This window comes from Scopulibacillus cellulosilyticus (assembly GCF_042665295.1).
Lineage (GTDB): Bacteria > Bacillota > Bacilli > Bacillales > Sporolactobacillaceae > Scopulibacillus_A > Scopulibacillus_A cellulosilyticus.
Window position 1 is genome coordinate 1 of record NZ_JBHTCO010000034.1, and the last position, 24,762, is coordinate 24,762.

The 24,762-nt window shown below is 37.5% G+C and carries 23 protein-coding genes, 10 tRNA genes and 2 rRNA genes; 30 read left to right on the plus strand and 5 right to left on the minus strand.

The window, feature by feature from the left end:
• From ACFQRG_RS16795 to rocF, 16 genes are all read left to right on the plus strand, one after another.
• Window positions 1–121 (plus strand): 23S ribosomal RNA (locus tag ACFQRG_RS16795); the annotation flags it as partial.
• A 139-nt stretch (window positions 122–260) separates the two neighbouring features.
• Window positions 261–376 (plus strand): 5S ribosomal RNA (gene rrf, locus ACFQRG_RS16800).
• Window positions 377–421: 45 nt separating this feature from the next.
• Window positions 422–496 (plus strand) — tRNA-Asn (locus ACFQRG_RS16805).
• A 2-nt stretch (window positions 497–498) separates the two neighbouring features.
• Window positions 499–571 (plus strand) — tRNA-Thr (locus tag ACFQRG_RS16810).
• Between the two features lie 155 nt (window positions 572–726).
• Window positions 727–1,152 (plus strand): nucleoside 2-deoxyribosyltransferase, encoded by a 426-nt coding sequence (locus tag ACFQRG_RS16815; protein WP_380968150.1) that lies wholly within the window; start codon window positions 727–729, stop codon window positions 1,150–1,152.
• Window positions 1,153–1,337: 185 nt separating this feature from the next.
• Window positions 1,338–1,568, plus strand: coding sequence for a hypothetical protein (locus ACFQRG_RS16820; RefSeq protein ID WP_380968152.1), 231 nt, complete (start codon window positions 1,338–1,340; stop codon window positions 1,566–1,568).
• Between the two features lie 329 nt (window positions 1,569–1,897).
• The gene (locus ACFQRG_RS16825; RefSeq protein WP_380968154.1) at window positions 1,898–2,281 is read left to right on the plus strand and encodes an ion channel; all 384 of its coding nucleotides are present in this window, start codon (window positions 1,898–1,900) and stop codon (window positions 2,279–2,281) included.
• A 120-nt stretch (window positions 2,282–2,401) separates the two neighbouring features.
• A tRNA-Glu gene (locus ACFQRG_RS16830) sits at window positions 2,402–2,476 on the plus strand.
• Window positions 2,477–2,487: 11 nt separating this feature from the next.
• Window positions 2,488–2,563: transfer RNA gene (locus tag ACFQRG_RS16835), tRNA-Val, on the plus strand.
• A 4-nt stretch (window positions 2,564–2,567) separates the two neighbouring features.
• Window positions 2,568–2,640 (plus strand) — tRNA-Thr (locus tag ACFQRG_RS16840).
• A gap of 31 nt (window positions 2,641–2,671) precedes the next feature.
• Window positions 2,672–2,756 (plus strand) — tRNA-Tyr (locus ACFQRG_RS16845).
• A 4-nt stretch (window positions 2,757–2,760) separates the two neighbouring features.
• A tRNA-Lys gene (locus ACFQRG_RS16850) sits at window positions 2,761–2,833 on the plus strand.
• A 108-nt stretch (window positions 2,834–2,941) separates the two neighbouring features.
• A tRNA-Leu gene (locus ACFQRG_RS16855) sits at window positions 2,942–3,025 on the plus strand.
• A gap of 15 nt (window positions 3,026–3,040) precedes the next feature.
• Window positions 3,041–3,115 (plus strand) — tRNA-Gly (locus tag ACFQRG_RS16860).
• A gap of 7 nt (window positions 3,116–3,122) precedes the next feature.
• Window positions 3,123–3,198, plus strand: a tRNA-Ala gene (locus ACFQRG_RS16865).
• A 236-nt stretch (window positions 3,199–3,434) separates the two neighbouring features.
• Window positions 3,435–4,334, plus strand: a complete 900-nt coding sequence (gene rocF / locus ACFQRG_RS16870) for an arginase (RefSeq protein WP_380968156.1) — start codon at window positions 3,435–3,437, stop codon at window positions 4,332–4,334.
• Window positions 4,335–4,391: 57 nt separating this feature from the next.
• Here rocF and ACFQRG_RS16875 read toward each other — a convergent pair whose 3' ends face one another.
• From ACFQRG_RS16875 to ACFQRG_RS16885, 3 genes are all read right to left on the minus strand, one after another.
• Window positions 4,392–4,553, minus strand: coding sequence for an aspartyl-phosphate phosphatase Spo0E family protein (locus ACFQRG_RS16875; RefSeq protein WP_380968158.1), 162 nt, complete (start codon window positions 4,551–4,553; stop codon window positions 4,392–4,394).
• A gap of 281 nt (window positions 4,554–4,834) precedes the next feature.
• Window positions 4,835–4,969, minus strand: coding sequence for a hypothetical protein (locus tag ACFQRG_RS16880; protein WP_380968160.1), 135 nt, complete (start codon window positions 4,967–4,969; stop codon window positions 4,835–4,837).
• Between the two features lie 11 nt (window positions 4,970–4,980).
• Window positions 4,981–5,370, minus strand: a complete 390-nt coding sequence (locus ACFQRG_RS16885) for a hypothetical protein (RefSeq protein ID WP_380968162.1) — start codon at window positions 5,368–5,370, stop codon at window positions 4,981–4,983.
• Window positions 5,371–5,672: 302 nt separating this feature from the next.
• Here ACFQRG_RS16885 and sigW point away from each other — a divergent pair, with 302 nt between their 5' ends.
• The 14 genes from sigW to ACFQRG_RS16955 all read left to right on the plus strand — a co-directional run bounded on the left by sigW (window position 5,673) and on the right by ACFQRG_RS16955 (window position 23,858).
• Window positions 5,673–6,239: an RNA polymerase sigma factor SigW gene (gene sigW, locus ACFQRG_RS16890; RefSeq protein WP_380968164.1), complete on the plus strand. Its 567-nt coding sequence runs from the start codon at window positions 5,673–5,675 to the stop codon at window positions 6,237–6,239.
• Between the two features lie 12 nt (window positions 6,240–6,251).
• Window positions 6,252–6,875: an anti-sigma factor gene (locus ACFQRG_RS16895; protein WP_380968166.1), complete on the plus strand. Its 624-nt coding sequence runs from the start codon at window positions 6,252–6,254 to the stop codon at window positions 6,873–6,875.
• 275 nt (window positions 6,876–7,150) lie between these two features.
• Window positions 7,151–7,972 carry a diadenylate cyclase CdaA gene (cdaA, locus tag ACFQRG_RS16900; RefSeq protein WP_380968168.1) on the plus strand — a complete coding sequence of 274 codons (822 nt, stop codon included), beginning with the start codon at window positions 7,151–7,153 and terminating at the stop codon, window positions 7,970–7,972.
• Entirely contained in the window at window positions 7,965–9,455 is a 1,491-nt protein-coding gene (locus ACFQRG_RS16905) for a CdaR family protein (protein ID WP_380968171.1), read from the plus strand. The genes cdaA and ACFQRG_RS16905 overlap by 8 nt, the downstream gene beginning before the upstream one ends.
• Before the next feature lie 286 nt (window positions 9,456–9,741).
• Window positions 9,742–11,088 (plus strand): phosphoglucosamine mutase, encoded by a 1,347-nt coding sequence (gene glmM, locus ACFQRG_RS16910; protein ID WP_380968173.1) that lies wholly within the window; start codon window positions 9,742–9,744, stop codon window positions 11,086–11,088.
• A gap of 471 nt (window positions 11,089–11,559) precedes the next feature.
• On the plus strand, window positions 11,560–13,362 hold the full coding sequence (gene glmS / locus ACFQRG_RS16915) for a glutamine--fructose-6-phosphate transaminase (isomerizing) (RefSeq protein ID WP_380968175.1): 1,803 nt from the start codon (window positions 11,560–11,562) through the stop codon (window positions 13,360–13,362).
• A 378-nt stretch (window positions 13,363–13,740) separates the two neighbouring features.
• Entirely contained in the window at window positions 13,741–14,178 is a 438-nt protein-coding gene (locus tag ACFQRG_RS16920) for a VOC family protein (protein ID WP_380968177.1), read from the plus strand.
• Window positions 14,179–15,037: 859 nt separating this feature from the next.
• Window positions 15,038–16,291, plus strand: a complete 1,254-nt coding sequence (locus ACFQRG_RS16925; RefSeq protein ID WP_380968179.1) for a hypothetical protein — start codon at window positions 15,038–15,040, stop codon at window positions 16,289–16,291.
• On the plus strand, window positions 16,284–16,937 hold the full coding sequence (locus tag ACFQRG_RS16930; RefSeq protein ID WP_380968181.1) for a hypothetical protein: 654 nt from the start codon (window positions 16,284–16,286) through the stop codon (window positions 16,935–16,937). Before ACFQRG_RS16925 ends, ACFQRG_RS16930 begins: the two co-directional genes overlap by 8 nt.
• The gene (locus tag ACFQRG_RS16935) at window positions 16,921–19,806 is read left to right on the plus strand and encodes an AAA family ATPase (RefSeq protein ID WP_380968183.1); all 2,886 of its coding nucleotides are present in this window, start codon (window positions 16,921–16,923) and stop codon (window positions 19,804–19,806) included. Before ACFQRG_RS16930 ends, ACFQRG_RS16935 begins: the two co-directional genes overlap by 17 nt.
• Window positions 19,772–21,244, plus strand: a complete 1,473-nt coding sequence (locus ACFQRG_RS16940; protein ID WP_380968185.1) for a toprim domain-containing protein — start codon at window positions 19,772–19,774, stop codon at window positions 21,242–21,244. Before ACFQRG_RS16935 ends, ACFQRG_RS16940 begins: the two co-directional genes overlap by 35 nt.
• A 922-nt stretch (window positions 21,245–22,166) precedes the next feature.
• Window positions 22,167–22,688: a DinB family protein gene (locus ACFQRG_RS16945; RefSeq protein ID WP_380968187.1), complete on the plus strand. Its 522-nt coding sequence runs from the start codon at window positions 22,167–22,169 to the stop codon at window positions 22,686–22,688.
• A gap of 215 nt (window positions 22,689–22,903) precedes the next feature.
• A complete protein-coding gene (locus ACFQRG_RS16950) occupies window positions 22,904–23,512 on the plus strand; it encodes a transglutaminase-like domain-containing protein (RefSeq protein WP_380968188.1) in 609 nt (202 codons plus the stop codon).
• Window positions 23,513–23,606: 94 nt separating this feature from the next.
• On the plus strand, window positions 23,607–23,858 hold the full coding sequence (locus ACFQRG_RS16955) for a hypothetical protein (protein ID WP_380968190.1): 252 nt from the start codon (window positions 23,607–23,609) through the stop codon (window positions 23,856–23,858).
• A 124-nt stretch (window positions 23,859–23,982) separates the two neighbouring features.
• On the opposite strand, the gene ACFQRG_RS16960 is transcribed toward ACFQRG_RS16955, so the two are convergent.
• On the minus strand, window positions 23,983–24,243 hold the full coding sequence (locus ACFQRG_RS16960) for a type II toxin-antitoxin system RelE family toxin (protein ID WP_380968192.1): 261 nt from the start codon (window positions 24,241–24,243) through the stop codon (window positions 23,983–23,985).
• 2 nt (window positions 24,244–24,245) lie between these two features.
• On the minus strand, window positions 24,246–24,461 hold the full coding sequence (locus ACFQRG_RS16965; RefSeq protein WP_380968194.1) for a hypothetical protein: 216 nt from the start codon (window positions 24,459–24,461) through the stop codon (window positions 24,246–24,248).
• Between the last annotated feature and the right edge of the window lie 301 nt (window positions 24,462–24,762).

Sequence of the window (24,762 nt, forward strand, 5' to 3'; positions counted from 1 at the left end):
GAGATTTCCCATGATGTTAAATCAGTAAGACCCCTTATAGATGATGAGGTTGATAGGTCTGAGGTGGAAGCGTGGTGACACGTGAAGCTGACAGATACTAATCGGTCGAGGACTTAACCAAATTACAACATGTCTTATATTCGCTTCTGGTTTTGAAGGTTCAACCTTCTTATACATAGTCTGCTCCTGCACCGACGTTAGAGCAATGAAGTATTGCCTGCTCGTCGCAAACCTGCAGAGAAGCAGATTCAAGTAGTTGGCTTGGTAGCAATGGCGAAGAGGTCACACCCGTTCCCATCCCGAACACGGTCGTTAAGCTCTTCAGCGCCGATGGTAATTGGGGGCTTCCCCCTGTGAGAGTAGGACGCTGCCAGGCAAACTTTTTATAATGATAAATATCAGAATTAATTATTAATATTGTTCCACAGTAGCTCAGTGGTAGAGCAATCGGCTGTTAACCGATCGGTCGCAGGTTCGAATCCTGCCTGTGGAGCCATTGCTTCCATAGCTCAGTCGGTAGAGCACTTCCATGGTAAGGAAGGGGTCATCGGTTCAAGTCCGGTTGGAAGCTTTATAACAGATGACGAAAATCCCTTGATAAAGGGGTTTTTTTAATGCTTTTAATTATTACAGTTAAATAATTAAAAGTGTTTGTTTTGTTCTTATTCTCCGTTTTGTTTTTTCAACTCCTTTTTTATATAATTGGGGAATTAAGGAGGTTAATGAATGAAAAGGGTTTATTTAGCCAGTCCATTTTTTAATAAAAAAGAGATTACATATTTAGAGCAGGTTGAAGAGATTTTAGAGGAAAAAGGTCTGCAAGTATTTTCACCGTTCCGAAATCCAATAGATAAACAAGTTGAAGTGGGTTCACGTCAATGGTCAATTGAAACATTTATGAAGGATATTAAATACATTAAGTGGGCTGAAGCAGTTGTAGGTATTTATCATGGCAACTATTCAGACAGCGGAACGGCATGGGAATTTGGTTACGCTTTTGCTGTTGGCAAGCCTGTAATTTTAATACATGTTGGTGAAAACAGTAATCTTATGGTGCATGAAGGTGCACACGCCAATATTAGGTTGGAAGAACTGAAAGGTTATGACTTTGATCAACTAACGAGCTCTTTCTATACAGGTGAAATGCTCTAAAAGGCTTATATGACAATTATAAATTTGGGATGGGTTTTATTAAGTTTGTATGATGGCATCCCATCAAGATATAATTTTTAAATGACTAAAGGATTTAGAAAAGTTGTTTTCGGGAAAAATGTTGTAATGTAAGCGATAATAGCTCTGATCATCTTTATTATGTTTGATGGTAACGATTAACTAACATGAAAAGAACACATTTGGCTAAATATAATATTGTTCGCAAACAAGTGAACAATATTAAAAAAGTGGTGATAGCGTTGGATCAAAGAACAAATTGGATGCCGTTAATTGCTTCGGTTGGAATTGGCGCTGTTGCTTATCAAATGATGAAGCCAAATAATAGAATGACAAATGCGGTAAGAAACCGCATGGGTCAAATGTGGCGTCAAAGGGAACTTTTCCCAAACCGTTAACTTGGCTGAACAATCAGGAGCTTTGCTCCAACATTTTCACAGGTTACAGAGGCCTTTTTCTAAGGCCTCTGTTTTCATACTATCCTGGTAACGTAGATGTTGTTTAAGAGCGGCTGCCAAGATGAGGCCGAAGTATTAAAAACTGCTTCTATGCAAAGAATATTTAAAGGTGTGAATCAAAATTCGCCGCAAAGCTGTATAGAAGATGATTCAAGCAGGTGCCTTTCAACCAGAAAGTTGTATTTCTTTGAGACTTAACACCCAGCTAAATCCTCTTTATTAAATATTTCTGTGACCTGTTGCATAGCATGTACAAAGGGGTTTGAGCTATGAACAGACATGGATTAATTTATAATTCGCTGGCTTTATTCATATTATGTGTAAATATTATCGGAACCTTTACAGTCATTTATTTAATATTAGATGTTCTTAACCTTGGACAAATTGTTGAGCATCATACAGCGATAACCGATATGCCTTATTGGGTTGATAAAGGTACAAGAACTTTATATTTTAGTGCAATTACATTGTTATCGGTTGGATATGGTGATATAACCCCATTTGGATGGTCCAGGGGTGTTGCTATTTTAGAAGCAGCAATAGGCTATATACTTCCCGCAGTAATTACTGTACAGTATCTTCGTTTGTTTCCTACACCAATTGAAAAATGGCTTAAAAGTAAACAATCAAAGGACGATAAAAAGGAAAAATAAAAGGTCAGTTTATGTACAATTACTGTTAAGTATTCAGAAAATAAAAGTTTTTATATTCCTCTTTACAAATGATGATTGTCTAGATATAATAATAAATGTCGATTGAAGAAGAAAAACATTGGCCCGTTGGTCAAGTGGTTAAGACACCGCCCTTTCACGGCGGTAACACGGGTTCGAATCCCGTACGGGTCACCAACATACATATTGGAGGATTAGCTCAGCTGGGAGAGCATCTGCCTTACAAGCAGGGGGTCACAGGTTCGAGCCCTGTATCCTCCACCATTATGCCGGCCTAGCTCAATTGGTAGAGCAACTGACTTGTAATCAGTAGGTTGGGGGTTCAAGTCCTCTGGCCGGCATTTTTTATTTAACAAGTTATGAATATGGCATGGAGGGATAGCGAAGAGGCCAAACGCGGCGGACTGTAAATCCGCTCCCTACGGGTTCGAAGGTTCGAATCCTTCTCCCTCCACCACTTTGAGCCATTAGCTCAGTCGGTAGAGCATCTGACTTTTAATCAGAGGGTCGGAGGTTCGAATCCTCCATGGCTCATCATTCTAGAAGTTAGAGGTTAGAAGTAAGACGTTAGAATAACTGCTTTTGCTTTGATGAGATTCAAAAGAATCCAACTTCAAACTTCTAATGTCCAACATCCAGAACGCGGGTGTGGCGGAATGGCAGACGCGCTAGATTCAGGGTCTAGTGTCCTTTACGGACGTGGGGGTTCAAGTCCCTTCACCCGCATTAAATATAAATAACGCGGAAGTAGTTCAGTGGTAGAACATCACCTTGCCAAGGTGGGGGTCGCGGGTTCGAATCCCGTCTTCCGCTCCATTATAATGGGGCCTTAGCTCAGCTGGGAGAGCGCCTGCTTTGCACGCAGGAGGTCAGCGGTTCGATCCCGCTAGGCTCCACCAAACTCAAATACAAATCCCTTTGACCTTAGACTTTAATCAGTTTAAGGTTTTTTGTTTTTTGATGTTGAAAACTTCAATTTCATCATTTATTTAAAATAAATGGATATTAATTAAATGAAGAAATGAGATGGTGCATTTTTTTAATTAAAGTAAACAAATAATTTTCTATTTTTAACATTTGTAGTCTCAACCACTTATGTATAAAATAGAAGTGTAGTCAAAGGAGGCTGTAATAGATGAAAAAGCAAATATCAATAATTGGCGCACCAATGGATCTAGGACAATCAAGAAGAGGCGTAGATATGGGCCCAAGTGCAATAAAATATGCCGGGTTAGTCAAAAGGCTGGAGGCTATTGGCTATGATGTAGAAGATTACGGTGATATTGAAATCAGCCGTCCTGATAAAAAGGAACAAGATCATTTATTGTTGAAAAATTTGAAAGCGGTTACCGAAACGAACGAGAGACTATATCACGCGGTTAGTGACATCATTGAAAAAGATCGTTTCCCGCTCGTTTTAGGCGGTGATCACAGTATAGCGATCGGAACATTGGCCGGTGTCGCTAAACCGCATAAAAACTTAGGCGTTATTTGGTATGATGCTCATGGTGATTTGAATACAGCAGAAATTTCACCCTCCGGAAATATTCATGGTATGCCCCTTGCAGCAAGCTTAGGGTTGGGACACGCTTCACTGACAAGTATCGGCGGCTATCAGTCTAAGGTTAAGCCTGAAAATGTTGTTATTATAGGCGCGCGTTCTTTGGACAAAGGCGAAAAGGAACTGATTCGTGAGAAGAATATTCGTGTCTTTACGATGCATGAAATAGATAGATTAGGAATGACTGCGGTTATGAACGATGCCATCAATTATTTAAAGGACCGGACAGATGGTGTTCACCTTAGTTTGGATCTGGATGGACTGGATCCAAGTGATGCTCCTGGCGTTGGAACTCCTGTGTTAGGAGGCATTTCATACCGTGAAAGCCATTTAGCCATGGAAATGCTGTCAGAAGCTGATATTATTACATCTGCAGAATTTGTAGAAGTGAATCCAATAATAGATGAAAAAAATAAAACAGCCGAAGCTGCTGTTGCGTTAGCGGGCTCATTATTTGGAGAAAAGCTTCTCTAACAAAGTTATCCCATATAAATAAGCCAACCGCTATTATCATTTAAAGCGGTTGGCTTATTAAATGTCCAGATGTTGTGTTTTTTGGTATTGATTAATGAGTTTATCAAGTTTTGTACTAAGTGTCAGGACATTTTTGGACGACAATGTTTGTGTATTTGCAGCTATTAAAAGATGGCTGCGGGTTTTTTCAATTTCGGCCATTAATTCAAACCTGGTCATGACAAAATATCCTCCGAAACATAAACTTAAACATAGTCTTCCCTTTTTTATAAAAATAGAAACATCCTTTTTGCAATTTCAGAAAGTTTAACTTCACTATAGGATCAAAGTATAAGTGCGACAGCGAGACTGGGAAAACAGTTGGTTAGTGAGACTTATGCTCTGGATTACTAGGCGGCTGCCTTCGCATTAAGGCTTGGCACCAGCCAAGTTTTCAGGAGATATCAAAAACTGAAGTTTAAATTGGAAAGGAAAAAACGAATGTTATATTTCGTTTGGTTTTATATTTTTCTGGCGTCAAAATCCGGGTTGTACTGAACTTTTGAACTGAAGCCCATGTAACAATAAAGGACAACAAAACCGATGCCGACAAGGAAGTTAACAATCGGAATAATGCAGCCAATTAACCCCAACAACCAAAGAGGACTCATGTTATAAGCTTTGAATAGTCGTACCATCCAGATAATATACAGTACAGTTGGAATAATCGAAGATATAAGAACCAAAATGATATAGATCTATAGATCACAAAGGCAGGAGTATCTTGCCATACAGCTAAAATGATAACACCTATTACGATGCCTGCAATAGGCAGCAAAAACCAAAGAATATTCCAAGCGCTTTTTTTAATTGCCCAAAAAAATGGCCACAGCTGCGCGATTGGGATATAGGCCAGCCAAGCATGTTTAATGTTTGCCTTTTGGTACATTTTGAACATTGCTGTTGCTTGTAAAATATAAATGGCTAAAAAGACAATCCACATAAAAACACTAAAAGCCCCAAAACCATACAAGCCCATTGAATAATCTTTATCCATTTCTTGTTCCCCCTTATTTTAATCCATTTTAATCAATCACTTCCATTTTGATGAAATTTTTTGCTGCTTATTTCTTACCCTTAAATCATAAAAGCCTAACGTCATAAAAGATTTTATTCATAATAAACTTGGCGTATTACTTTATAAACTGATTGGTTTGTATGAAAATGTTATTTATACTAAAGGGGGTTTGTAAATTTATTTATTAAAACCGCCATTAAATACCAATTGTTTGCTAAAATTAAGCTGGAACCTCATGTTTCTATCTTCGTATATATAATTACTCAGAAATGAGGCTGAATATGGACCCGAAGATTAAACGTTTAATTAAAAAAGTAAAAAAAGGTGATCAAGCCGCGTTTAGCGAGCTTGTTAATCTTTATAAAAACCAGGTTTATAATATATGTTATCGAATGGTGGGTTTACCGCAAGAAGCAGAAGATTTGGCCCAAGAAACTTTCCTGAGAGCCTATACAAATATTGAGCGCTATGAAACGAACAGGAAATTCTCGACGTGGCTTTATAGGATTGCAACCAATTTATCTATAGATTATTTACGAAAGAAAAAACCAAGTGATTATCTTGATGCGGAAATTCCCGGCACCAATGGGTTTAATATGTATATGCATATTGCCTCTTGTGAGCGGCTTCCCGAGGAACATTTATTAGAAAATGAAATGCAGGAAACCATTCAATATGAAATAAGTCAATTGCCCCCGAAATATCGTTCGGTTATTGTTTTAAAATATTTACAGGATTTAAGTCTAAAGGAAATCAGCGAAATTCTGGATATTCCGGAGACTACAGTTAAAACAAGAGTGCATCGGGGACGGGAAGCGCTAAGGAAACGATTACGTCACTTTTTTTAAAGAGGTGAGATCATGGCTTGTTCATTAGAGATGAAACAGCTTATAGATGCTGTTCTTGATAAAGAGGCTGCAACCTGGGAACAGGAGAAGCTAAAAGCTCATATACAAGCTTGTGATAATTGTAAACAGCATTATCATCAGTTAGTTAAATCGGTGGATCTTATTAAACAATTGGATCAACAACATCCCCCTGAACATTTCACTGCATCCGTTTTAAGCTGCATTGCTGCACCCAATAGGGAATACAAATATAAACGTTGGATGAAACGCCACCCGGTTATGACTGCAGCGGCCATTTTTATCTTCTTAATGCTTGGTTATGTTTTTTCGCTATGGGAACAAACGCCGTTTCAAGCTATGGTTAAAGGAAAGGGGCGTGTTGAATATCATGGGCACACAGTCGTTGTTCCAAAGGATGAGGTTATAAAGGGGGATTTAATTGTACAAAACGGTAAGGCCAAAATAGAGGGTAAGGTTAAAGGGAATGTTGTTTTAATAAACAGTCATTCTCTCCTTGCTTCAGCCGGTCATGTCACCGGTAAAATTGAAAAGGTCAATCAGATCATGGAATGGGCATGGTATTATATTAAAGATTTTTTCACACGTCTATTTATATTAAAATGGCTGCCCGTTTAGGCAGTCCTTTTTAGGGAACGGGCCTAAGATCCACTCATACCCACATAATCTTAATACAGTCATTGAATAATTCTTAATATCAGAAATGAACTATACGAAGCGGGACTGCGAAAAGAGTAAATCAGTCAGACTTGCTCTTAAGTGCCAGGCCTAATCGCCGCCATACTCCCAATCTGCATGTTTTCTTTAAAAAGAAATGTATGAACATGTAAATTTTATATTATGCTATAATTGAGTTTGCGGCATATATGCATCTGATATGGAGGAAAAGTGCCATGTTTTCATGGATTCATATAAATATTTTAGATTATTTGAGTGAAATAATTGATATCTTGTTAGTGACTTTCGTGATTTATAATATCATCATGGTCATTAGAGGAACAAAGGCCGTACAGTTATTAAAAGGTATTATGGTTATCATTGCTATATGGTTTTTAAGCAGTTTCTTTGGCTTAAAAACATTAGAATGGTTATCAAATATCGCTATTACGTACGGATTGTTTGCGATTATCATTATTTTTCAGCCTGAATTGCGAAGAGCGTTAGAACAGTTAGGGCGGGGCCGGTTATTTTCTCGTCAAGCGCCTAAGGATGAAAAACAAAAGCAAACAATTGAAGGCATTGTTAAAGCAACCTCTTACATGGCCAAGCGGCGGATTGGCGCCTTGATGTCTATTGAACGGGAAACAGGGTTAAATGAATATATAGAAACGGGCATACCAATGAATGCTCATTTGTCTTCACAGCTCTTAATTAATATTTTCATTCCAAATACCCCTTTGCATGATGGGGCGGTTATTATAAAGGGGAATGAAATAACAGCTGCGGCATGTTACTTGCCGTTATCTGAAAGTCCTTTTATTTCAAAAGAACTAGGTACACGGCACAGGGCTGCGATGGGTGTCAGTGAAGTTACCGATAGTATTACCGTTGTTGTTTCAGAGGAAACGGGCGGTATTTCGGTAACGAAAAACGGTGAGTTGAAACGTGATATCTCTGAAGACAACCTGAAAGAATTGTTAGAACAGGAATTAATATATACCTCAAGAACTAGCAGCTCTTTACGCTGGAATTGGAGAGGTAAGCATCATGGATAAATTATTTAAAAGCAAATGGTTTATAAGAATACTTTCATTTCTGATTGCGTTAATGTTATATACCGTTGTCTCATCGAATGATCAATCGGCGGGCGGCCAGGCTACAAGGATTATTGGCAAGTCAAGCCAGACTGCCGCCGTGACCGAGCCGTTAGAGGTCATATATGACCAAGATAATTATGTCGTTACAGGGGCGCCAAGTACCGTTAAGGTAGAGATGAAGGGGCCGAGCGACCTTATTTTAAAAGCTAAATTATTAAGTAATCGCAAGGTATATATAAATCTTAACGGCAAGGGACCTGGACGTTATTCGGCTACAGTTCAAACAGACGGCTTTCCATCGGGCATTAAAGTGACCCCCGTGCCGTCAAATGTTAATGTAGAAGTTCAAGATAAAACGTCAAAAACACTCCCTGTCAGCATAGATGTAGCAAATAAAGACAAGGTTCAAAGCGGTTATAATGTGGGCGTGCCTGAAGCAAGCACAGACACGGTTAAAGTAACCGGCAGCAAAAAAGCGGTTGATTCCGTAGCGTTTGTTAAGGGGGTTGTGGATGTCAGCGGGGCAAGCAGCACCGTTAGGCAACAAGCGACACTTCATGCTTATGACAGCAGCGGCAATCTGCTTAATGTGAATATCAGCCCATCAAAAACCTATGTAAAAGTACCGATCATAGGCGGCGATGCTAAAAAGGTTCCGATTCATATCAGTGAACAGGGTCAACTGCCGGATGGGGTCAGTATTGATTCAATACAAGTTGACCCCCAAACAGTAACAATATATGGAAGCAAAGATGTGTTAGATACGATTGATTCTATAGATGGCGTTGTTTTACCCCTGGATAAAATAACTGGTGATAAAACATTTCATTTAGACGTACCAACACCGAATGGAGTGAAAAAGGTTGATCCAGGCACAATCAAAGTAAAAGTTAAGGTAACAGCTTCAGGTTCATCGAAAAAAAGTAATGGCCAAGAAACTAAAGATAACAATCAAACAACATCAGATAATAATAATGACCAATCTTCCAATGACAGTGGCACGTCAGCAAATAATGACCAAAATCAAACGGGTTCTTCAAATGATAGCACCCCAAGTGATAATAACAATAATAGCAGTAATGACAGTAAAGATAATAGTCAAAGTGATAAAGACAAGGCAACATCAGGTACAACGTCAAATGGAAGCTCGAATGATTCGAAAGATAACACATCCAAAGATGACGGGCAAAATGATGATAATGGTCAATCTTCCAAAGATGGTGACACGTCGGCAAATAATGACCAAAATCAAACGGGTTCTTCAAATGAGAACACCCCAAGCAATAATGACAATAATAATGATAACGATAGTAAAAATAATAATCAAAATGACAATGGCCATCAGACTACATCAGGTTCAGGTTCAACATCAACAGGACACTCGGATGATTCGAAAGATAACACAACCAAAGATGACGGGCAGAATGATAACACAAATTAGCTCTAATGGCAGGGATTCCAAACAGAATTCTTTTGGCCTTAAATGTCAATAAGAAGTTCCGGGTTAAAAGCGGAAATCTGATAAAGATATTTCTTACTGTAAATAAGCAGTTAGGCGAGGGTCCACACCCGGTTCCTGCTAATATAAGCCCCGGGTGATATTCAAAAGGGCATTCCGTACAAGAGGAATAAATTAAAACAACAAAAAATTAACGATAGTGACTCTGCTGTTGAAAAAGCATCGACTCAGACAAACAACGAAGGCGAAGATAAGGAGCGATAAAGAAATGGGAAAATACTTTGGAACTGACGGTGTAAGAGGTGTAGCCAATACTGAACTGACACCGGAGCTTGCTTTTAAATTGGGCCGTTACGGCGGCTATGTATTAACTGAGGAAGCGGACCGCCCAAAAGTTCTTGTCGGTCATGATACACGCATTTCGGGATATATGTTAGAAAGTGCATTAATCGCGGGATTGCTATCCATTGGTGTAGAAGTAATGAAGCTTGGTGTTATTTCTACTCCAGGAGTAGCCTATTTAACTAAAGTGATGGGGGCACAGGCGGGTGTCATGATTTCCGCATCACATAATCCGGTTGCTGACAATGGTATTAAGTTTTTTGGGGCGGATGGATTTAAACTGAGCGACGAACAAGAAGCAGAAATTGAACAATTATTAGATAAGGATGAAGATAACCTGCCGCGTCCTGTTGGCGCAGATATCGGCTCACAAAGCGCCTACTTTGAGGGCGGGCAAAAGTATCTTCAGTTCTTAAAACAAACGGTTCACGTAGAAGATTTTGCAGGTATCCACATAGCATTAGATTGCGCAAACGGTGCTACCTATTCCCTAGCACCGCATCTTTTTGCAGATTTGGAAGCAGATATCTCAACAATGGGCACATCTCCAAATGGGACAAATATTAACGAAGGCGTCGGTTCAACGCATCCTGAAGCCTTAGTCGAGCTTGTTAAAGAAAAGGGCGCTGATATTGGGCTGGCTTTTGATGGAGACGGCGACCGCCTTATCGCTGTTGATGAGAACGGGAATATCGTAGACGGCGATCAAATTATGTACATTTGTGCAAAGTATTTAAAAAGTGAAGGCAGGCTGCACCATGACACGCTGGTTACGACAGTCATGAGTAATATAGGACTGTACAAAGCCTTAGAGGAAGCGGGTATCAAAACAGAACAAACTTCTGTTGGCGACCGCTATGTTATGGAAGAGATGAGAAAAGGCGGCTTTTCTTTAGGCGGTGAGCAATCAGGCCATATTATTTTCCTTGACCACATTACAACAGGTGACGGTATGCTTTCAGCCCTTCAACTCGTCAACATTATGAAAGCTACCGGTAAAAAGCTGTCTGAACTTGCCGGCGGTATGAAGAAATATCCGCAAAAACTTATGAACGTCAAAGTCACCGATAAATATAAAGTGACTGACAATGAAAAAGTCGCACAAAAGATTGCCGAAGTTGAAAAAGATATGGATGGTCAAGGACGTATCCTTGTCAGACCATCTGGTACAGAACCGTTAGTCAGAGTGATGGCAGAAGCGCCGACTGAAGAACAATGCGATCAATATGTACAAAAAGTTGTTGATGTCGTGCAAGAAGAAATGGGTTTGTAAACATACAAGTTATACCCTCATATCATAAAATAGTAAAAGACGTATGCATAGTATTAATGAAATATACTGTGCATACGGTTTTTTTAAATGCAGGAATTTACTTTTGCACTTTTAGATTTAAAAGTATATCGGCAAGTTTTCTTTAAGAGAAATAGTCATTGACATGGTTGTGGGAGTCTTGTACAATTATCTAGTGTTTATTCAAAACCAGAAAGGTGGATCGTAGAATTTTTTTAAAAAAAGCGCCTGAACTATTCTCGACCGGTTAAGCAGAATAGTTGACGAGGAAGAGGTTAATCGAGTGTTCGGCGGATGCCTCTCGGGTAGCACTCACCCCCGTAAATCTCAGCCTGAAAACAGAGGGGCAACCCTTTGCACAAGGGCGGATAGTGAGTAAAGAAATTAAAATGGAAAACAAGTGGGGTAAGAATACCCCATCGGATTCTTACCCCGCTTAAGGGGGAAGATATTATGTGCGGAATCGTAGGATATATTGGAACAAAAGATGTTAAAAACATTTTAATAGAAGGATTAAGAAAGCTTGAATATAGAGGTTATGACTCTGCGGGTATCGCAGTCATGAACGATAACGGTGTGCATGTTTTTAAAGAAAAAGGCCGGATTGCTGAATTAGAAGCATCCGTTAATCCTGATATTTCAGCCACAATGGGCATTGGTCATACACGCTGGGCAACACATGGTGAGCCAAGCAAGTATAACGCTCACCCGCATCAAAGTTTTTCCGGACGTTTTACATTAGTGCATAACGGTGTCATAGAGAACTATGAAAAGCTAAGAAATGAATACCTTGCTAATGTTGAGCTTAAGAGTGAAACAGATACGGAAGTCATTGTTCAGCTTATCGAGGAATTCGTTAATGAGGGATCTTCAGTTGAAGCATCCTTTCGTAAAACCTTATCACTTTTACATGGTTCATATGCGTTAGCGCTCATTGATAACCAAGATGCTGACACTATTTATGTCGGTAAAAACAAAAGCCCGCTCTTAGTCGGCATTGGCGAAGGCTTTAACGTTGTTGCAAGTGATGCTATGGCCATGCTGAAGGTGACAGATCAATTTGTGGAATTGATGGACGAAGAAATTGTCATCGTTAAACGTGACCGTGTTGAAATTAAAACATTGGACGGTATATTTGTTCACCGCGAGCCTTTTACAGCTGAACTTGATGCCAGCGACATTGAAAAGGGTACTTACCCTCACTATATGCTAAAAGAAATCGATGAACAACCAGCTGTTATGAGAAAAATCATTATGGAATATCAGGATGCAAACGACAACATCAAACTAGATGAAGATGTTCGCAGTGCTGTTCAAAATTCGGACCGCATTTATATCATAGCTTGCGGCACAAGCTACCATGCCGGTCTTGTCGGTAAGCAAATGATTGAAAAAATGGCGAAAATCCCGACTGAAGTGCATATTGCCAGTGAATTTTCGTATAATATGCCGCTGTTATCAGAAAAGCCGTTATTCATTTTTATTTCTCAAAGCGGGGAAACAGCCGACAGCAGAGCCGTTCTTGTTCACATCAAGAAATTGGGCCACCGTTCCCTAACGATTACAAACGTTGCCGGTTCAACGCTGTCACGTGAAGCAGATCATACCTTGCTGCTGCACGCGGGTCCGGAAATTGCTGTAGCCTCAACAAAAGCTTATACAGCACAAATTGCTGTTCTCGCATTGCTTGCCGTTGATACAGCAAAAGTCAAAGGCATCAAACTCGACTTTAATCCGATCCAAGAGCTTGGCATCGTCGCCAATGCTATGGAAGCATTAGTCGATCAAAAAGACATCATCGAGAAAATTGCCCGCGACTATCTGTCAGTCACTCGCAGCTGTTTCTTTATCGGCCGCGGCATCGATTATTACGTCTGCCAGGAAGCGGCACTTAAGCTGAAAGAAATCTCATATATTCAAGCAGAAGGCTTTGCCGGCGGCGAGCTCAAACACGGTACCATTGCCTTAATTGAAGAAGGCACACCGGTCATCGCTATCGCCACCCAAGCTCACGTGAACGGCAGCATCCGCAGCAACGTCAAAGAAACCGTTGCCCGCGGCGCGCACGCCTGCATCGTAAGCATGGAAAGCACAAGCGAAACAGGAGATCAAATCGTACTCCCTGAGGTACATGAATATCTCACACCACTTGTTTCCGTCGTACCAATGCAGCTCTTAGCCTACTACGCTGCATTACACCGTGACTGCGACGTTGATAAGCCGAGGAATTTGGCTAAGTCGGTTACGGTGGAGTAATAAAAATAGGTGTATCTTTAGATTTAGAATTGAAATAAAGTCACGATATTTATAAAAAAGATGCGATTATTAAAATAAAGATGCGACGTTTATAAAAAGGTTGCGATGCTTTACCCCTTTGGATATGGTTTGTCTAAAGGGGTCTTTTTTATGGTTAAAAGGAAATGAACATTGATGTTGAAAAGCAGGCTAAGGAAATGTTGGTTAAATATTGTGTTGTTCCGTTAAAGGGCCATTTAATTGAATAAAAGTAATGACGAAAAAATAAAGGGATTGTTTTTAGCAGTCGAGAAGAAGTCCATATCCATTGTGTGTGATAAGCTAAGGAAAACAAATACAGGATATTGTAAAATAACAAGAACAAAGGAGGTATAAAATATGAAGATCCATAGAATAGATCATGTAGGTGTAATCGTAAATGATCTTCCTGCCGCTAAAGCCTTTTTTCTTGACCTTGGACTTGAAGTGTTAGGGGAAACAGAAATGAAAGGAGAGTGGGCGGAACGGATAATTGGACTTAATGATGTTAGACAGACAATTGTAATGTTAGGGATGCCGGACGGCCAGGCAACTTTGGAGCTGGTCAAATTCCATACGCCGTCAGATGAAAAAGTTATTCAGCAATCTTTTGCAAATACCTTGAGTATCTGCCATATTGCATTTGCTGTTGAAGATATTGAAGCCGTTGTTGCCAAATTGAAAAAGAAAGGCGCGGAAATTTTTGGAGAGATACAAAACTACGAAAACACTTATAAATTATGCTACGTTCGTGGGCCAGAAGGGATTATTTTAGAGTTGGCGGAGCAAATCAAATAAATATTGAGGGGGACTTTGTTAACAAACGAGCGCTATTATGGAGCAAGACAAGTAGAAAAATGATCAAACCCTTTTATAAAACCGAAACTTAAATCTGTAAGATAAGAATCCATTTTGATCAATCTTTATTTAAAAGCAATACTTTTGTTACTTTGAAAAAAGTTCTTTACTAAGACTGTTATTATGATTAATTCATAGTAATAGTCTTTTTCTATTGGGGAAGTATGATATAACAACCAAATCATTGATGTTTTCCCGCTAAAATCCTTAACCATCAAAAAAGTCTGACCCTTCCGCTAAATAGTCTGACTCTAAGTAGAGGAAGCGGGCTACACTTATGTATTCGGTGGATAAAGGAATCGGGATCTTGCCTTCGGATTTGATTCCGATTCTTTATTCATGTTTAACCTTAACATAGCTTGATACAACAGGCTTTTTTAGATCATCAAGCATAAGGGAATAACGTGAAAAGTGGCATAAAAGTACCCGGGAAGACCTCATCTTTCTTCTCTCACTTCTGTTGAAAAAACATAAGCAGAAAGAGTTTGAGAGAAAAGATGGGAAGAACGTGGGAAGCTGATCGGGGCATGGGTTTGGATAGATTTAGAGGGTGGAGGGGGACAAGGATTTAAGCTGAACCATAACGTGTTTTAAAGTTTTTAGAAATCTCCTCTTTAAATCATTTTCTAGGAAATAATGACATGAGTCGACTTAATATTATTTAATCATCACAATTATTTCTTGCCCTTTCTTTTATCATCGGCAAATTAAGAAATCGTAAAAGTTTGTACTTTTAGGTATGGAACTTTTTGAATTTGGCTAGATTGATTATAACGAAAAAATGGAAGGGGTGACATCCTTGACGGAAGAAGTTGGATTGAATTCATGGGAGGAAGTTGAACTTCCAGAGGTTCCTCATACAGAGGGATTTTTATATTTGTATGAGCTGTTAAGCCATGTAACTAGTTCTAGGCAGCTGTTTCCTCATAAGCTCTTTGTTTTATTGCAGTTGTCAAGAGACATAAATAAAACATCGTTTACACGTGCTGAAATGGAGGCGATGTTTCCGCTTTATCCGAAGGAAGTTATTAATTCAATTTTTAATAGTCTTATAAACAGTAATTGGTTTATTCGCGAAGAGGGCAGCTTACATTATTCATTATCGAAACCAGGGCTGTTATTTATTCGTTTCCTTCCGTTTTTATATAAAGGTGATGAAATGGATGAGATGGCGTTTCAGTTTGCATTGAACCAAATTTTTCAGGCAGCTGAGTCAATGGATTTAGATATGGAGTCAACCGAATTTCTTCGTGACCAGGCTATGAATGGTTTACAGAGATGTATGGATGAAATCAAAGCATCCATTATCTCTAAAAATTCTGAACGTATTTCGGAAACATCGAATAAAATGTGTGATTTCTTAAAGGTGATTAAAGAGTTTATTCATCGATTAAAGGAACTTAACAATAAGAAAAAATTGAAGGGTATCCCATTAAATGAGACTGATAGAAATTCAATTAATATTTTGTTGGCGACAAAACAAGAGATTTTAAAGTTCATTGATATTAAAAAAAAATACATAATGGAATCAACTATATTAGGGGAAAATGTTTTTACAAAACAAGATATAGAGCGTTTCCTATATACATCCAGCTTTTCTATACTTGGTAAACTAATTGATCCTGTAGGGTATGTCCCATCAAACGCGAAATGGGTTGATGAAAACGATATTGTAACATCGTTAAATGTATTTTTATCACTTAAAAAGAAGATAAAGGATAGAAAAATAAGTCCTCGAGTAAAGGGTTACCGAAGCGAAGAGCAGGAGTCGGGTGTACAACCATACCTTCATAGAGTTGAAGAGGAAATCGCAAATGCATTATCTGAAACTACTGAAGTCCCTTTACATACAATTTTATTTACACAGAAAACAAAGGTAGATGCTTTAATGTATCTAGCATCCTTATGTTTTTTAGATGAAAAAGTGCTTTTAAATCAGAATGGTGTCGATTCGTTTTCATTAGATATTTCGTTACAGACGGACACGTATAATAACCAGGTATTTTCAGCTTTATCAAAAGGAGTTATAAAACGGAGGGATCACAATGAATGAGTATACACCTGATGAAATTTGTGCGAAACTAACAACTGGTGCTTGTTCTAGAGATATGTTTCCACAATTAAAATATAATTTAGTCCTTAAAGAGAAGGTAGCAGAACGACTCGATCAAGCGGGATATGAGTTTATAGATGACCCTATATCCAATTGCTACGATGCCCGAATTAAGCAGCACATACGCTCATTAAACGATTTAGTTGAAGGAGAGCTGGGGAAGGGGTTGACTATTCAAGCAAAGGCATTGATTGCAATTTTATGGTGCTATTTGATTCTGCCAAGAATAGATTTAAAAATAAAAGAAGAATTACAAGAAGAACCATATATGACAGAAGATCAGCTTTTTGAGAACTTTAAGCAACAAATTGGCAGTCGTAAAAGCTTACGTAGAACTCTTACATTGTTACGTCAGTATGACTTTATACAGACTGTATGGGGAAAAAAGAATGCGATAAAAGCGGGTCCTCGTCTTACTACGGCCATTAATCCAGTCAAAATGTATGACTTAGTGAAGGATAAGGTAATAGATTTTCTAATTCTTGAAAATGAGGCAAAGAAAGAAGATGTAGAAGTAACGTTTATTGAATTAGAAGAGATCGTTAGTCATGAAGATAGAGGTGATAACTTTGGCAGCGCAAACTAAGAGAAGGATTGCACCAATTCGGTTGCTAAGTATCGAATCAGATGGTTTTTCTTATTTTCTTAGACAGGAAGTAATTTTTCATGAAAAAATTACAGCAGGTGTAGGGGAAAATGGCTCAGGAAAAACTACATTTAATAATATGGTTCGTCTACTATTTGGAGCCTCAAAATTCGATAATGGTCATAGTTTGCGAACATTTTTTGAAAGAGATGATGTTTTTGAAATTTATGTGTTAGGTCGATTTGATAATAGCTACCAAAAGTCATATAATATGAGACCGTTTCAACCTATCGGAAAAAAGCAAGATGTAGTCACTGTTGTTTGTCGACTCATACTTAATGATCCAAGTGTAAAACGAAACTATTATATTAACGATGGAGAGTTTGATTTAGAAAAGGACCTTAAGAAAACGCTTCGCTGGTTAGAAATAGATCAATTTCATAAACAGTTTCATGAGGTAGGTATTTCTAAGGCGCTCATTCGATCCTTTAGTTTAAGTCAAGGGAATACAGAAGAAGTACTTAAAAAGGATGAGGAAGGATTAGCTAATTATTTGTTAGATATTTGTGGAGAGCAGGAACGAATTGATGAATTTAATGATATCAAAAAAAGAATCGGTGAGCAGCAACAGCAGTTCCAAGCGCTATCAGAACAAAAGGAGCTTGAAGAAGCACGTGTACGCCAATTGCAACAACTTATAGAGCGGTGTAAGCAAATTAATGACGCTACGAAGGAAATTCAGCAATGCAAATTTGACCTCCCTATTTCACAGTATGTGCAATGCTTAGAGGATGTAGGGAATTTTACCAGTAAAATTGCAAGAATGGAAGAGCAATATAATTGTCTTCATCAAGACATACAACGTCTATTGGATGAACAAAAGCAATACAAAAAAGATGTCCCTATTATAGAAGGGAAATATACTGATATAAATGAAGAAATTAAAACGCTACAAAACAAAAAAACGGATTTAAAAATAAAGCTTTCAGAACTGGAAGCAAATTTGACTGATTTAGCTGATTTCTTAAAAAGGTACCAAGATATTGAAGCTATTGATGAGAAAGACCTACAAGTTAAAGAAAATGCGGTAGAAAAAGAATACGAGGAAGCTGCCGGCGTATGGAAAGTTATTGATCATGAAAAAGAAGAATGCGAGCAAATCGTTCAAAGGCTAGAAGTTCAAGGTGTCGTTGAGTTTCCAAAAGCTGTAAGGCGGATGATTGATAAGTTAAAAGGCTCTAATATTGAGTACCTTTTAATTGCTGACTATATTGAAATCCTAGATGATTCATGGCGTCAATCAATTGAAGCTTTGATAGGCTCAGAGCGATTTACTATAACAGTGTCTGATAAAGATTGGGTAAATGTAATGAAGTTTGCTCAACAACAAAAGTACCCATTTTGGATTTCGCCGTTTAACTCCACTTCATGTAAGCTGCATAAAAAGTCTGTATTAAATAAAGTAAAAGTTCTTGATGACCGGATAATGGGGTACTTGAAGAAGTTCGAGCATTTTATGGTTTGTGGCACGATGGAAGAGGCATTTGACTGGGTGAAAAAGGGCAAAAGTGCTATTTTAAATCACCCTTATCCATATAAAGTCGTAGAACGTGGTGGCCGAGCTATAAAAGCAAATGGATTATATTGTGGGAAGGATGCTTATAAAGCGCAGCTAGAAGAGGCTAAAAGTACTATTTTACAGTTGCTTCCAAACTGGAAGCAGGCTAAAGATACGATGGCAAGCGCTAAAAAGAAACTAAAACAGATACAAGAGATGATAGAAATTCAAAGACATGTTCGATTCGTTCCAGTAAAAAAACAAGAGATGAAAAACCTCTCAACGAAAAAACTACACGTTCAAAAAAAGCTAAATAATTTAAAAGAGGAAATTGAGCTTAAACATGTAGTAATGGGAGACATTTTTCAAAGTATTAAAACTCTGCATAGTAATTTAAGCCGGGTAGCGGGTATTATTTCTGAAAAGGAAGCTAAAATAGATGATCTGTTACGGCACTTGGATTTGGAAAAAGAAAACGTAAATAATGCAAAGGCTGCCTTAAGTAGATCAGAAGAACAGCTGACTGCGGAGCAAATAGAACATGCAAAAAGTGAAGAGTATATAGAAAACATTGCTACAATTGAATTTTACAATCAAAAGATAAAAGAGTTTGAGGATCGTATAAAGGTACTACGAACTATTTCTAGTACAGATTTCATTTTACCGGGTGAAGAACTAAAAATGATTCAATTAGAGCAAAAATATAAACAGCATCAAAAGGTGCTGCAAAGTCATCGAGACGAAATCGTACAGGTACAGGAAAACTTAGATGATCTAGAGAAGAAGCACGCTCAAGCTGAACAAGAGTATCATACGATGATAGAGGAAGTATTTACAAATATTCGAAAGTCGTTACACGATCTTTCTAAAGAGACAAATATACAAGCAGATCTTCGAGCCTTTCATATAGGGGAAGAAAAGTGGAAGGTAGATTATCGAATAGGATTCCATGGTAAAGAGATGAAGAGCTATCGTGACAAAGCACGTTTAAGTGGTGGTCAAAAGGCAATTGCATCACTTTTATTGACGTTTGCTGCAATACGCTCTGATGGTGGATTGAGCTTTATGATTTTAGATGAACCGTTTGCGCATTTAGATCAGGAACGTATCAATGTCGCTGGTGAATTTTTACAGAAAACAGGCGTCCAATTTTTTATCGCAATGCCTTATTCGGAAAATGTGAAATTACTTATGCCTTGGGTTGATATGCAAATTAATTTTCGACCAAAACGAGTATTAGAAGAGGTTGCACCACCGATTACGTATGGAGTGATAAATGATGAGTACCTTGCAAAACGGGACGCTATTTAATTCATGTAACCATTCATACAGGCAAAAGACTGAGTGGTCAGCGTTTGATATTATGGGTAATTACTTTGTAAGTACTCGTAAGCGATGGTCTGAGTGTAGAATTTGTGGTAAACAAAATGTGCTAAGTCCAAAAGAAAGAGAGACATATGGAATTCTAGAGTTTAGCGGCAATATAAAGGACTTGCTAAATGAGGAAGAACAACTTGTAGCTGTTTACCTACTATCAGAGTTACTAAAAGGAAATAACAATAAACGCTGGGAACCGTTAAAGAAAAAATTATTACAAAATTATCCGTATGATATTGTCGATAGCGCTATGGAAACACTTCATGAGCATAGCCTTATAATATATAAAGAGGAAAAGGTATCATTAGGATGGAAGATAAAGCAGATAAAATATAATGAGAAATATTTACATGATATCCGTGAATTAGTAGGGTGGACTCCGCCGGACATACCGATATGGATGTCAAGCCCTTTTCCATCACTTCCTCTTCCTAAAACAACAAATGGAAAAAAACTACACAAGCTATTAATTGAACAAAAACAGTTATTTTTTCAAAGTAACCAAGCAAAGATTGTGGATGTTGTTGGAAATGTGATTGTGTCGTCGTCTTCTTCAGTAAAAGGCTATTTTAAATTTATTCGGATTTTATATGCTCTATATGAAAATGCTGAGCAACATAGAAAGGAATACTGGAAGACTTTTTCCCAGCGAGTATTTGGTGATACTAAGTCAATTCAATCAAATGACAAAAAGCGCATTCAACAATATTTTGGAGAGAGCCTTGAGGAATATGGAATCATTGAGGAAAGATCCGAAGTTGTATTGTCAGGGGAATTCACTTGGGTATACGAGGGTCATATTGGCACTAGTCTTGCGTTTAAAGATTATACTGCTTTTCCACGAGACATGATCAATATGATAAAAGTAACTAGCTGGGTACCACCCTCCATGCTTATTATTGAAAATTCTGCTCTGTATTTTTCTATTGCAAAAAGTAAGCTGCTACATAAAAGGGAATGGTCGATTATATTAGGAAATGGATTTATCTCCTTGCAAGAGATGAGTATTGTGTATCAGGCTTGTAAATTAGGTTTAAAGGAAGTATTTATATGGCCTGATCTTGATCCATATGGCTTACAGATAGCTCAAGATATATGTAGGAAACTTAATGGGCAAGACGTTTCAGTCTATTTGTTTGGTTATACAGTAGAATGGTTTGAGCAAGTAGGGGTATATAAGCCGTTAGAATCGTATGATATCGATAAGATAGGTAACTTGTTAAGTCAAGGGTTCTTACACGAAAAAATTAGTACTGTTTTAAAAAGAATGCGGGAGGAAGGCAAAAAAGCAGAACAGGAAATCTTATTTCCCCAATTATCCAAAAGTGACTTTAATCAACGCCTTATTAGAGAGTCTATTCCTTTTACATAAAGGGAGAAATAAGTCAGACTCTACTTTCCATTTTACGTAATTTTATCACAATTTTGAGTGATAGATGACCGTATATACTTTTCACTTAATAAATTTGCAGATATTTTGCCTATAGAATTACAATCTTTTCACATGTTAACGAAATGTTGAATCAGGTAATCGGTTGTTAACCGTAATAAAATGGGATTGTCGCTAATGGGCATAAAGTAAACGTAACAAGTTCTTCCTTTCGATAAGGAAGAACTTATGATTTATCAACTATTGTTATTAGAACTCGTCTATTTAAATTATTTTCCGGGAAATAATGACGCGAGTCGACTTAATTTCATCACAGTCATTTCTTTCTTATCTATTCATGACAAATATGAGTTGCCTAGTTTCCAAGATTGTTCGTAATCTCTATTTATTTCGACACCTTTTGCAAACTTGGATCATTTGATCCTGATCGGTATGATGTGAATACAATAACTTAATTCCGGTTCTGCCACACAGTGGGCATTCCCCACGTCCTCTTGAAGGAAGGTTGTTTAATGTTTTACCCCGGTATCTTTTAGCCATTCCCTTTCACTCCTTTTTTAATCCCTTTCTTTATCTAATGATGGAATGGCATAAATATTGTTAGGCATTTAATGATTTTATTTCCTCCTCATTAAAATTCACTTACTCAAATTTAAAGGTTACAAAAAATGAAAATGATTTACTGAAGACGATTATTCAACTACAGCAAAACGATTCTCCTTTTTTTATCCAGGGAAATCGGCTTTTTATTCTTGTGATTGTTTAATTAACAAAAAGTTAACAAGGGTTTTAATTTAAAAAAAAGAATTAATATATAAGGTTTCTTTACGGAACTCGTTAATATTAATTTGAAAAATTGTAAACCGATTTATAAAAGGGCATAGAAAACAGGGGGAATTTTAAAATGACACATACCGCTTTGAAAATGTATGACTACCACGTATGGGCAAATGGCGTTATCATTGATCGTTTAAAGGAACTTCCTGAGGATATTTATCATAAGGATGTTTCAAGCGGTTTTTCTTCAGTATCAAAGGTATTATCTCACATTTATCTTACGGATCTTACATGGTTTGACATTATCTCAGGCAGAAGCAGAAATATAGAGGAAGCATTGATGTCCTCAAATCAATTAAAAGAGCGGGTGGAAACAACAGACCTTGATGAAATGAATGGTCTATTTTTAGAATCAGCCGAAAGTTATAAATCAATTTTAAACAGCCAAGAAGATATTGATAAGGTTATTGAAGTCGATTACAGCCCATATGCTGGACTGGTTGAAACTTCTGTTTCGGAATTGGTACTGCACGTTGTAACACACGGATCATATCATCGTGGCAATATAGCTACCATGTTGAGGCAAATGGGACATACCTCGGTAATGCAAGATTATGGGCTTTACCTTATTCAAAGTAAAATGGAGTAACTTAAACTCAAGCCTGTCTTGTCTGATTGAATAAAGAGAACAGTTCTTCAACTGCCAAAAGCTAAATCCTAGAAAATGTATTTATTTCAGAAGATAGTTTTAAGCAAAATAAAAATTAGCTTCATTCAATAAGGTTTGATTTTTATTTTATTAATCAAGCAATTTACCAAATAGCAGCTATTTATATTAATAGCTGGATGGGGAAGGGGAAAATAATGAAACTAACACCTGAGTCTGCAAAATTAAACGACTATTTAGCTGAACTTGATACTGTTAATTACTCTCATCCTTTAATTAAGGAAAAGGCTGATGAATTGTTTAAAGATAGTCAATCAGAAATTGATAAAGTAAAAACAGCATTTGAGTTTGTAAGGGATAAAATTTCCCATTCTTGGGATATTCAGAGTACAAGAGTTACTTGTAAAGCATCTGAAGTTCTTAAATATAAAGAAGGTATTTGCTATGCAAAATCAAATTTACTTGCTGCTTTGCTAAGGTCAGAAAGGATACCGGCAGGCTTTTGTTATCAGCGTCTGATGATATTTGATACACCGGACAAGGGCTATTCTCTACATGCACTGAACGGCGTATACCTTAGATCATTGAACAGTTGGATACGTATAGATGCCCGTGGAAACAAACCAGGGGTACAAGCTGAGTTTTCTATAAATGACGAAAAACTGGCATTTTCTATAAAAGAAGAGTATGACGAAAAAGATTGCCCAATGATTTATACAAAACCTAATGCCAAAACCATCACTACGTTAGAAGAAAATTCAAACGCACTAGAAATGTATAAATATAATTTACCGGATTTTTTATAGGCCTATAAATGGAGAAAAGTTTTAATAAGAATTTATATCTTGTATAATCAAAAGAAAAGGTCGAGGTATAAATTCCTTCAAGGAGGCAGTTAATATGAAAAAGCTTGAGGGTCAAATGGCAGTAGTATTGAAAGAATTCATCCAAAATGGCGATACAGTTATCGAAATAGATGGAAAGAAGTATTACCTTTCTCTAATTGAAAAACCAGAAACAACAGTTGCAGACGATGTAGAAGCTGATCCAGAATTAAAACAAAAATTACTTCAAGCAAAAAAGGACATATTGGATGGAAAAACTTATACCACAGATGAAGTTATTGAAATGATTGATCAGGGAGAAGTATGAATGAGATTGGAATGGACCGAGCAGGCATTAGATGGCTTCCTTAATATTTTAAGAATCAAAACCGTGTTACTAAGGATAATGTTAGAAGTTGGCGAACTTCAATAATATTGGATGGAGCAAGCGGTTATAGATGTTTGTAGATATCTCCTCTATTTCCTACTTTTATCACACTAACGATTAATTCGTCGTCATAAACCCTATAAATAATCCTATAATCCCCAACACGTTTTCTAAAACGGTTACCATTTGTTAATTTCTTAACATTACTGGCTGTATATGGGGTTTCTTGAATTTCTAATAATGCATCAATAATTCTCCCTCTTGTTGATTTGTCTAACCTTTTAATAAATTTCGCGGCACTCTTTTCAATTTTCATGGCATACATAATTAATCATCCCCATGTAACTCTTTTAATAATTCATCTAAGGTAATATATTCTCCATTTACAATACGTTTTTCTGCTTCTTCAATTTCTTTTATTTCTTCGATTGTTAACGGCTCGTCATCTTCAGGAATGAGTGATTTTAAGAAATCAATTGGATTGGGGAGTTTTTCATCGGGTAAGTTATCAATAATACGTTTTAATTCCTCTCTTTTGTTCATAGTCACCACTCCTAGTAGTATTTGTAATAATTATACACCAATTAAGAAGTTATTAGAACAATGGGTATGTTCAATACATACCGTTTGTTAATGAAAATTAGTGTAGGAGCAATTCCACATTTTGTTGAAGGGGGGAGAATATGTTTTTTGAATCTTAGTAAGCGTATTTAAAACTTGATTACGGCCACTTGATTTTACCACCCTTGCCAAGTTATTTACCACGGTTTGCCAAAGAATTTACCACCCTTCGCCAACGTATTTACCATTGAATATAAAAAGCCCTACAGATTGGTACTGCACC

Excerpts from the sequence above, each read along its gene's own strand:
- ACFQRG_RS16815 (WP_380968150.1), top strand. The coding sequence starts at position 727 with ATGAAAAGGGTTTATTTAGCCAGTCCATTTTTTAATAAAAAAGAGATT.
- ACFQRG_RS16820 (WP_380968152.1), top strand. The coding sequence starts at position 1,338 with ATGAAAAGAACACATTTGGCTAAATATAATATTGTTCGCAAACAAGTG.
- ACFQRG_RS16825 (WP_380968154.1), top strand. The coding sequence starts at position 1,898 with ATGAACAGACATGGATTAATTTATAATTCGCTGGCTTTATTCATATTA.
- rocF (WP_380968156.1), top strand. The coding sequence starts at position 3,435 with ATGAAAAAGCAAATATCAATAATTGGCGCACCAATGGATCTAGGACAA.
- ACFQRG_RS16875 (WP_380968158.1), bottom strand. The coding sequence starts at position 4,553 with ATGACCAGGTTTGAATTAATGGCCGAAATTGAAAAAACCCGCAGCCAT.
- ACFQRG_RS16885 (WP_380968162.1), bottom strand. The coding sequence starts at position 5,370 with ATGGATAAAGATTATTCAATGGGCTTGTATGGTTTTGGGGCTTTTAGT.
- sigW (WP_380968164.1), top strand. The coding sequence starts at position 5,673 with ATGGACCCGAAGATTAAACGTTTAATTAAAAAAGTAAAAAAAGGTGAT.
- ACFQRG_RS16895 (WP_380968166.1), top strand. The coding sequence starts at position 6,252 with ATGGCTTGTTCATTAGAGATGAAACAGCTTATAGATGCTGTTCTTGAT.
- cdaA (WP_380968168.1), top strand. The coding sequence starts at position 7,151 with ATGTTTTCATGGATTCATATAAATATTTTAGATTATTTGAGTGAAATA.
- ACFQRG_RS16905 (WP_380968171.1), top strand. The coding sequence starts at position 7,965 with ATGGATAAATTATTTAAAAGCAAATGGTTTATAAGAATACTTTCATTT.
- glmM (WP_380968173.1), top strand. The coding sequence starts at position 9,742 with ATGGGAAAATACTTTGGAACTGACGGTGTAAGAGGTGTAGCCAATACT.
- glmS (WP_380968175.1), top strand. The coding sequence starts at position 11,560 with ATGTGCGGAATCGTAGGATATATTGGAACAAAAGATGTTAAAAACATT.
- ACFQRG_RS16920 (WP_380968177.1), top strand. The coding sequence starts at position 13,741 with ATGAAGATCCATAGAATAGATCATGTAGGTGTAATCGTAAATGATCTT.
- ACFQRG_RS16930 (WP_380968181.1), top strand. The coding sequence starts at position 16,284 with ATGAATGAGTATACACCTGATGAAATTTGTGCGAAACTAACAACTGGT.
- ACFQRG_RS16940 (WP_380968185.1), top strand. The coding sequence starts at position 19,772 with ATGATGAGTACCTTGCAAAACGGGACGCTATTTAATTCATGTAACCAT.
- ACFQRG_RS16945 (WP_380968187.1), top strand. The coding sequence starts at position 22,167 with ATGACACATACCGCTTTGAAAATGTATGACTACCACGTATGGGCAAAT.
- ACFQRG_RS16950 (WP_380968188.1), top strand. The coding sequence starts at position 22,904 with ATGAAACTAACACCTGAGTCTGCAAAATTAAACGACTATTTAGCTGAA.
- ACFQRG_RS16955 (WP_380968190.1), top strand. The coding sequence starts at position 23,607 with ATGAAAAAGCTTGAGGGTCAAATGGCAGTAGTATTGAAAGAATTCATC.
- ACFQRG_RS16960 (WP_380968192.1), bottom strand. The coding sequence starts at position 24,243 with ATGTATGCCATGAAAATTGAAAAGAGTGCCGCGAAATTTATTAAAAGG.
- ACFQRG_RS16965 (WP_380968194.1), bottom strand. The coding sequence starts at position 24,461 with ATGAACAAAAGAGAGGAATTAAAACGTATTATTGATAACTTACCCGAT.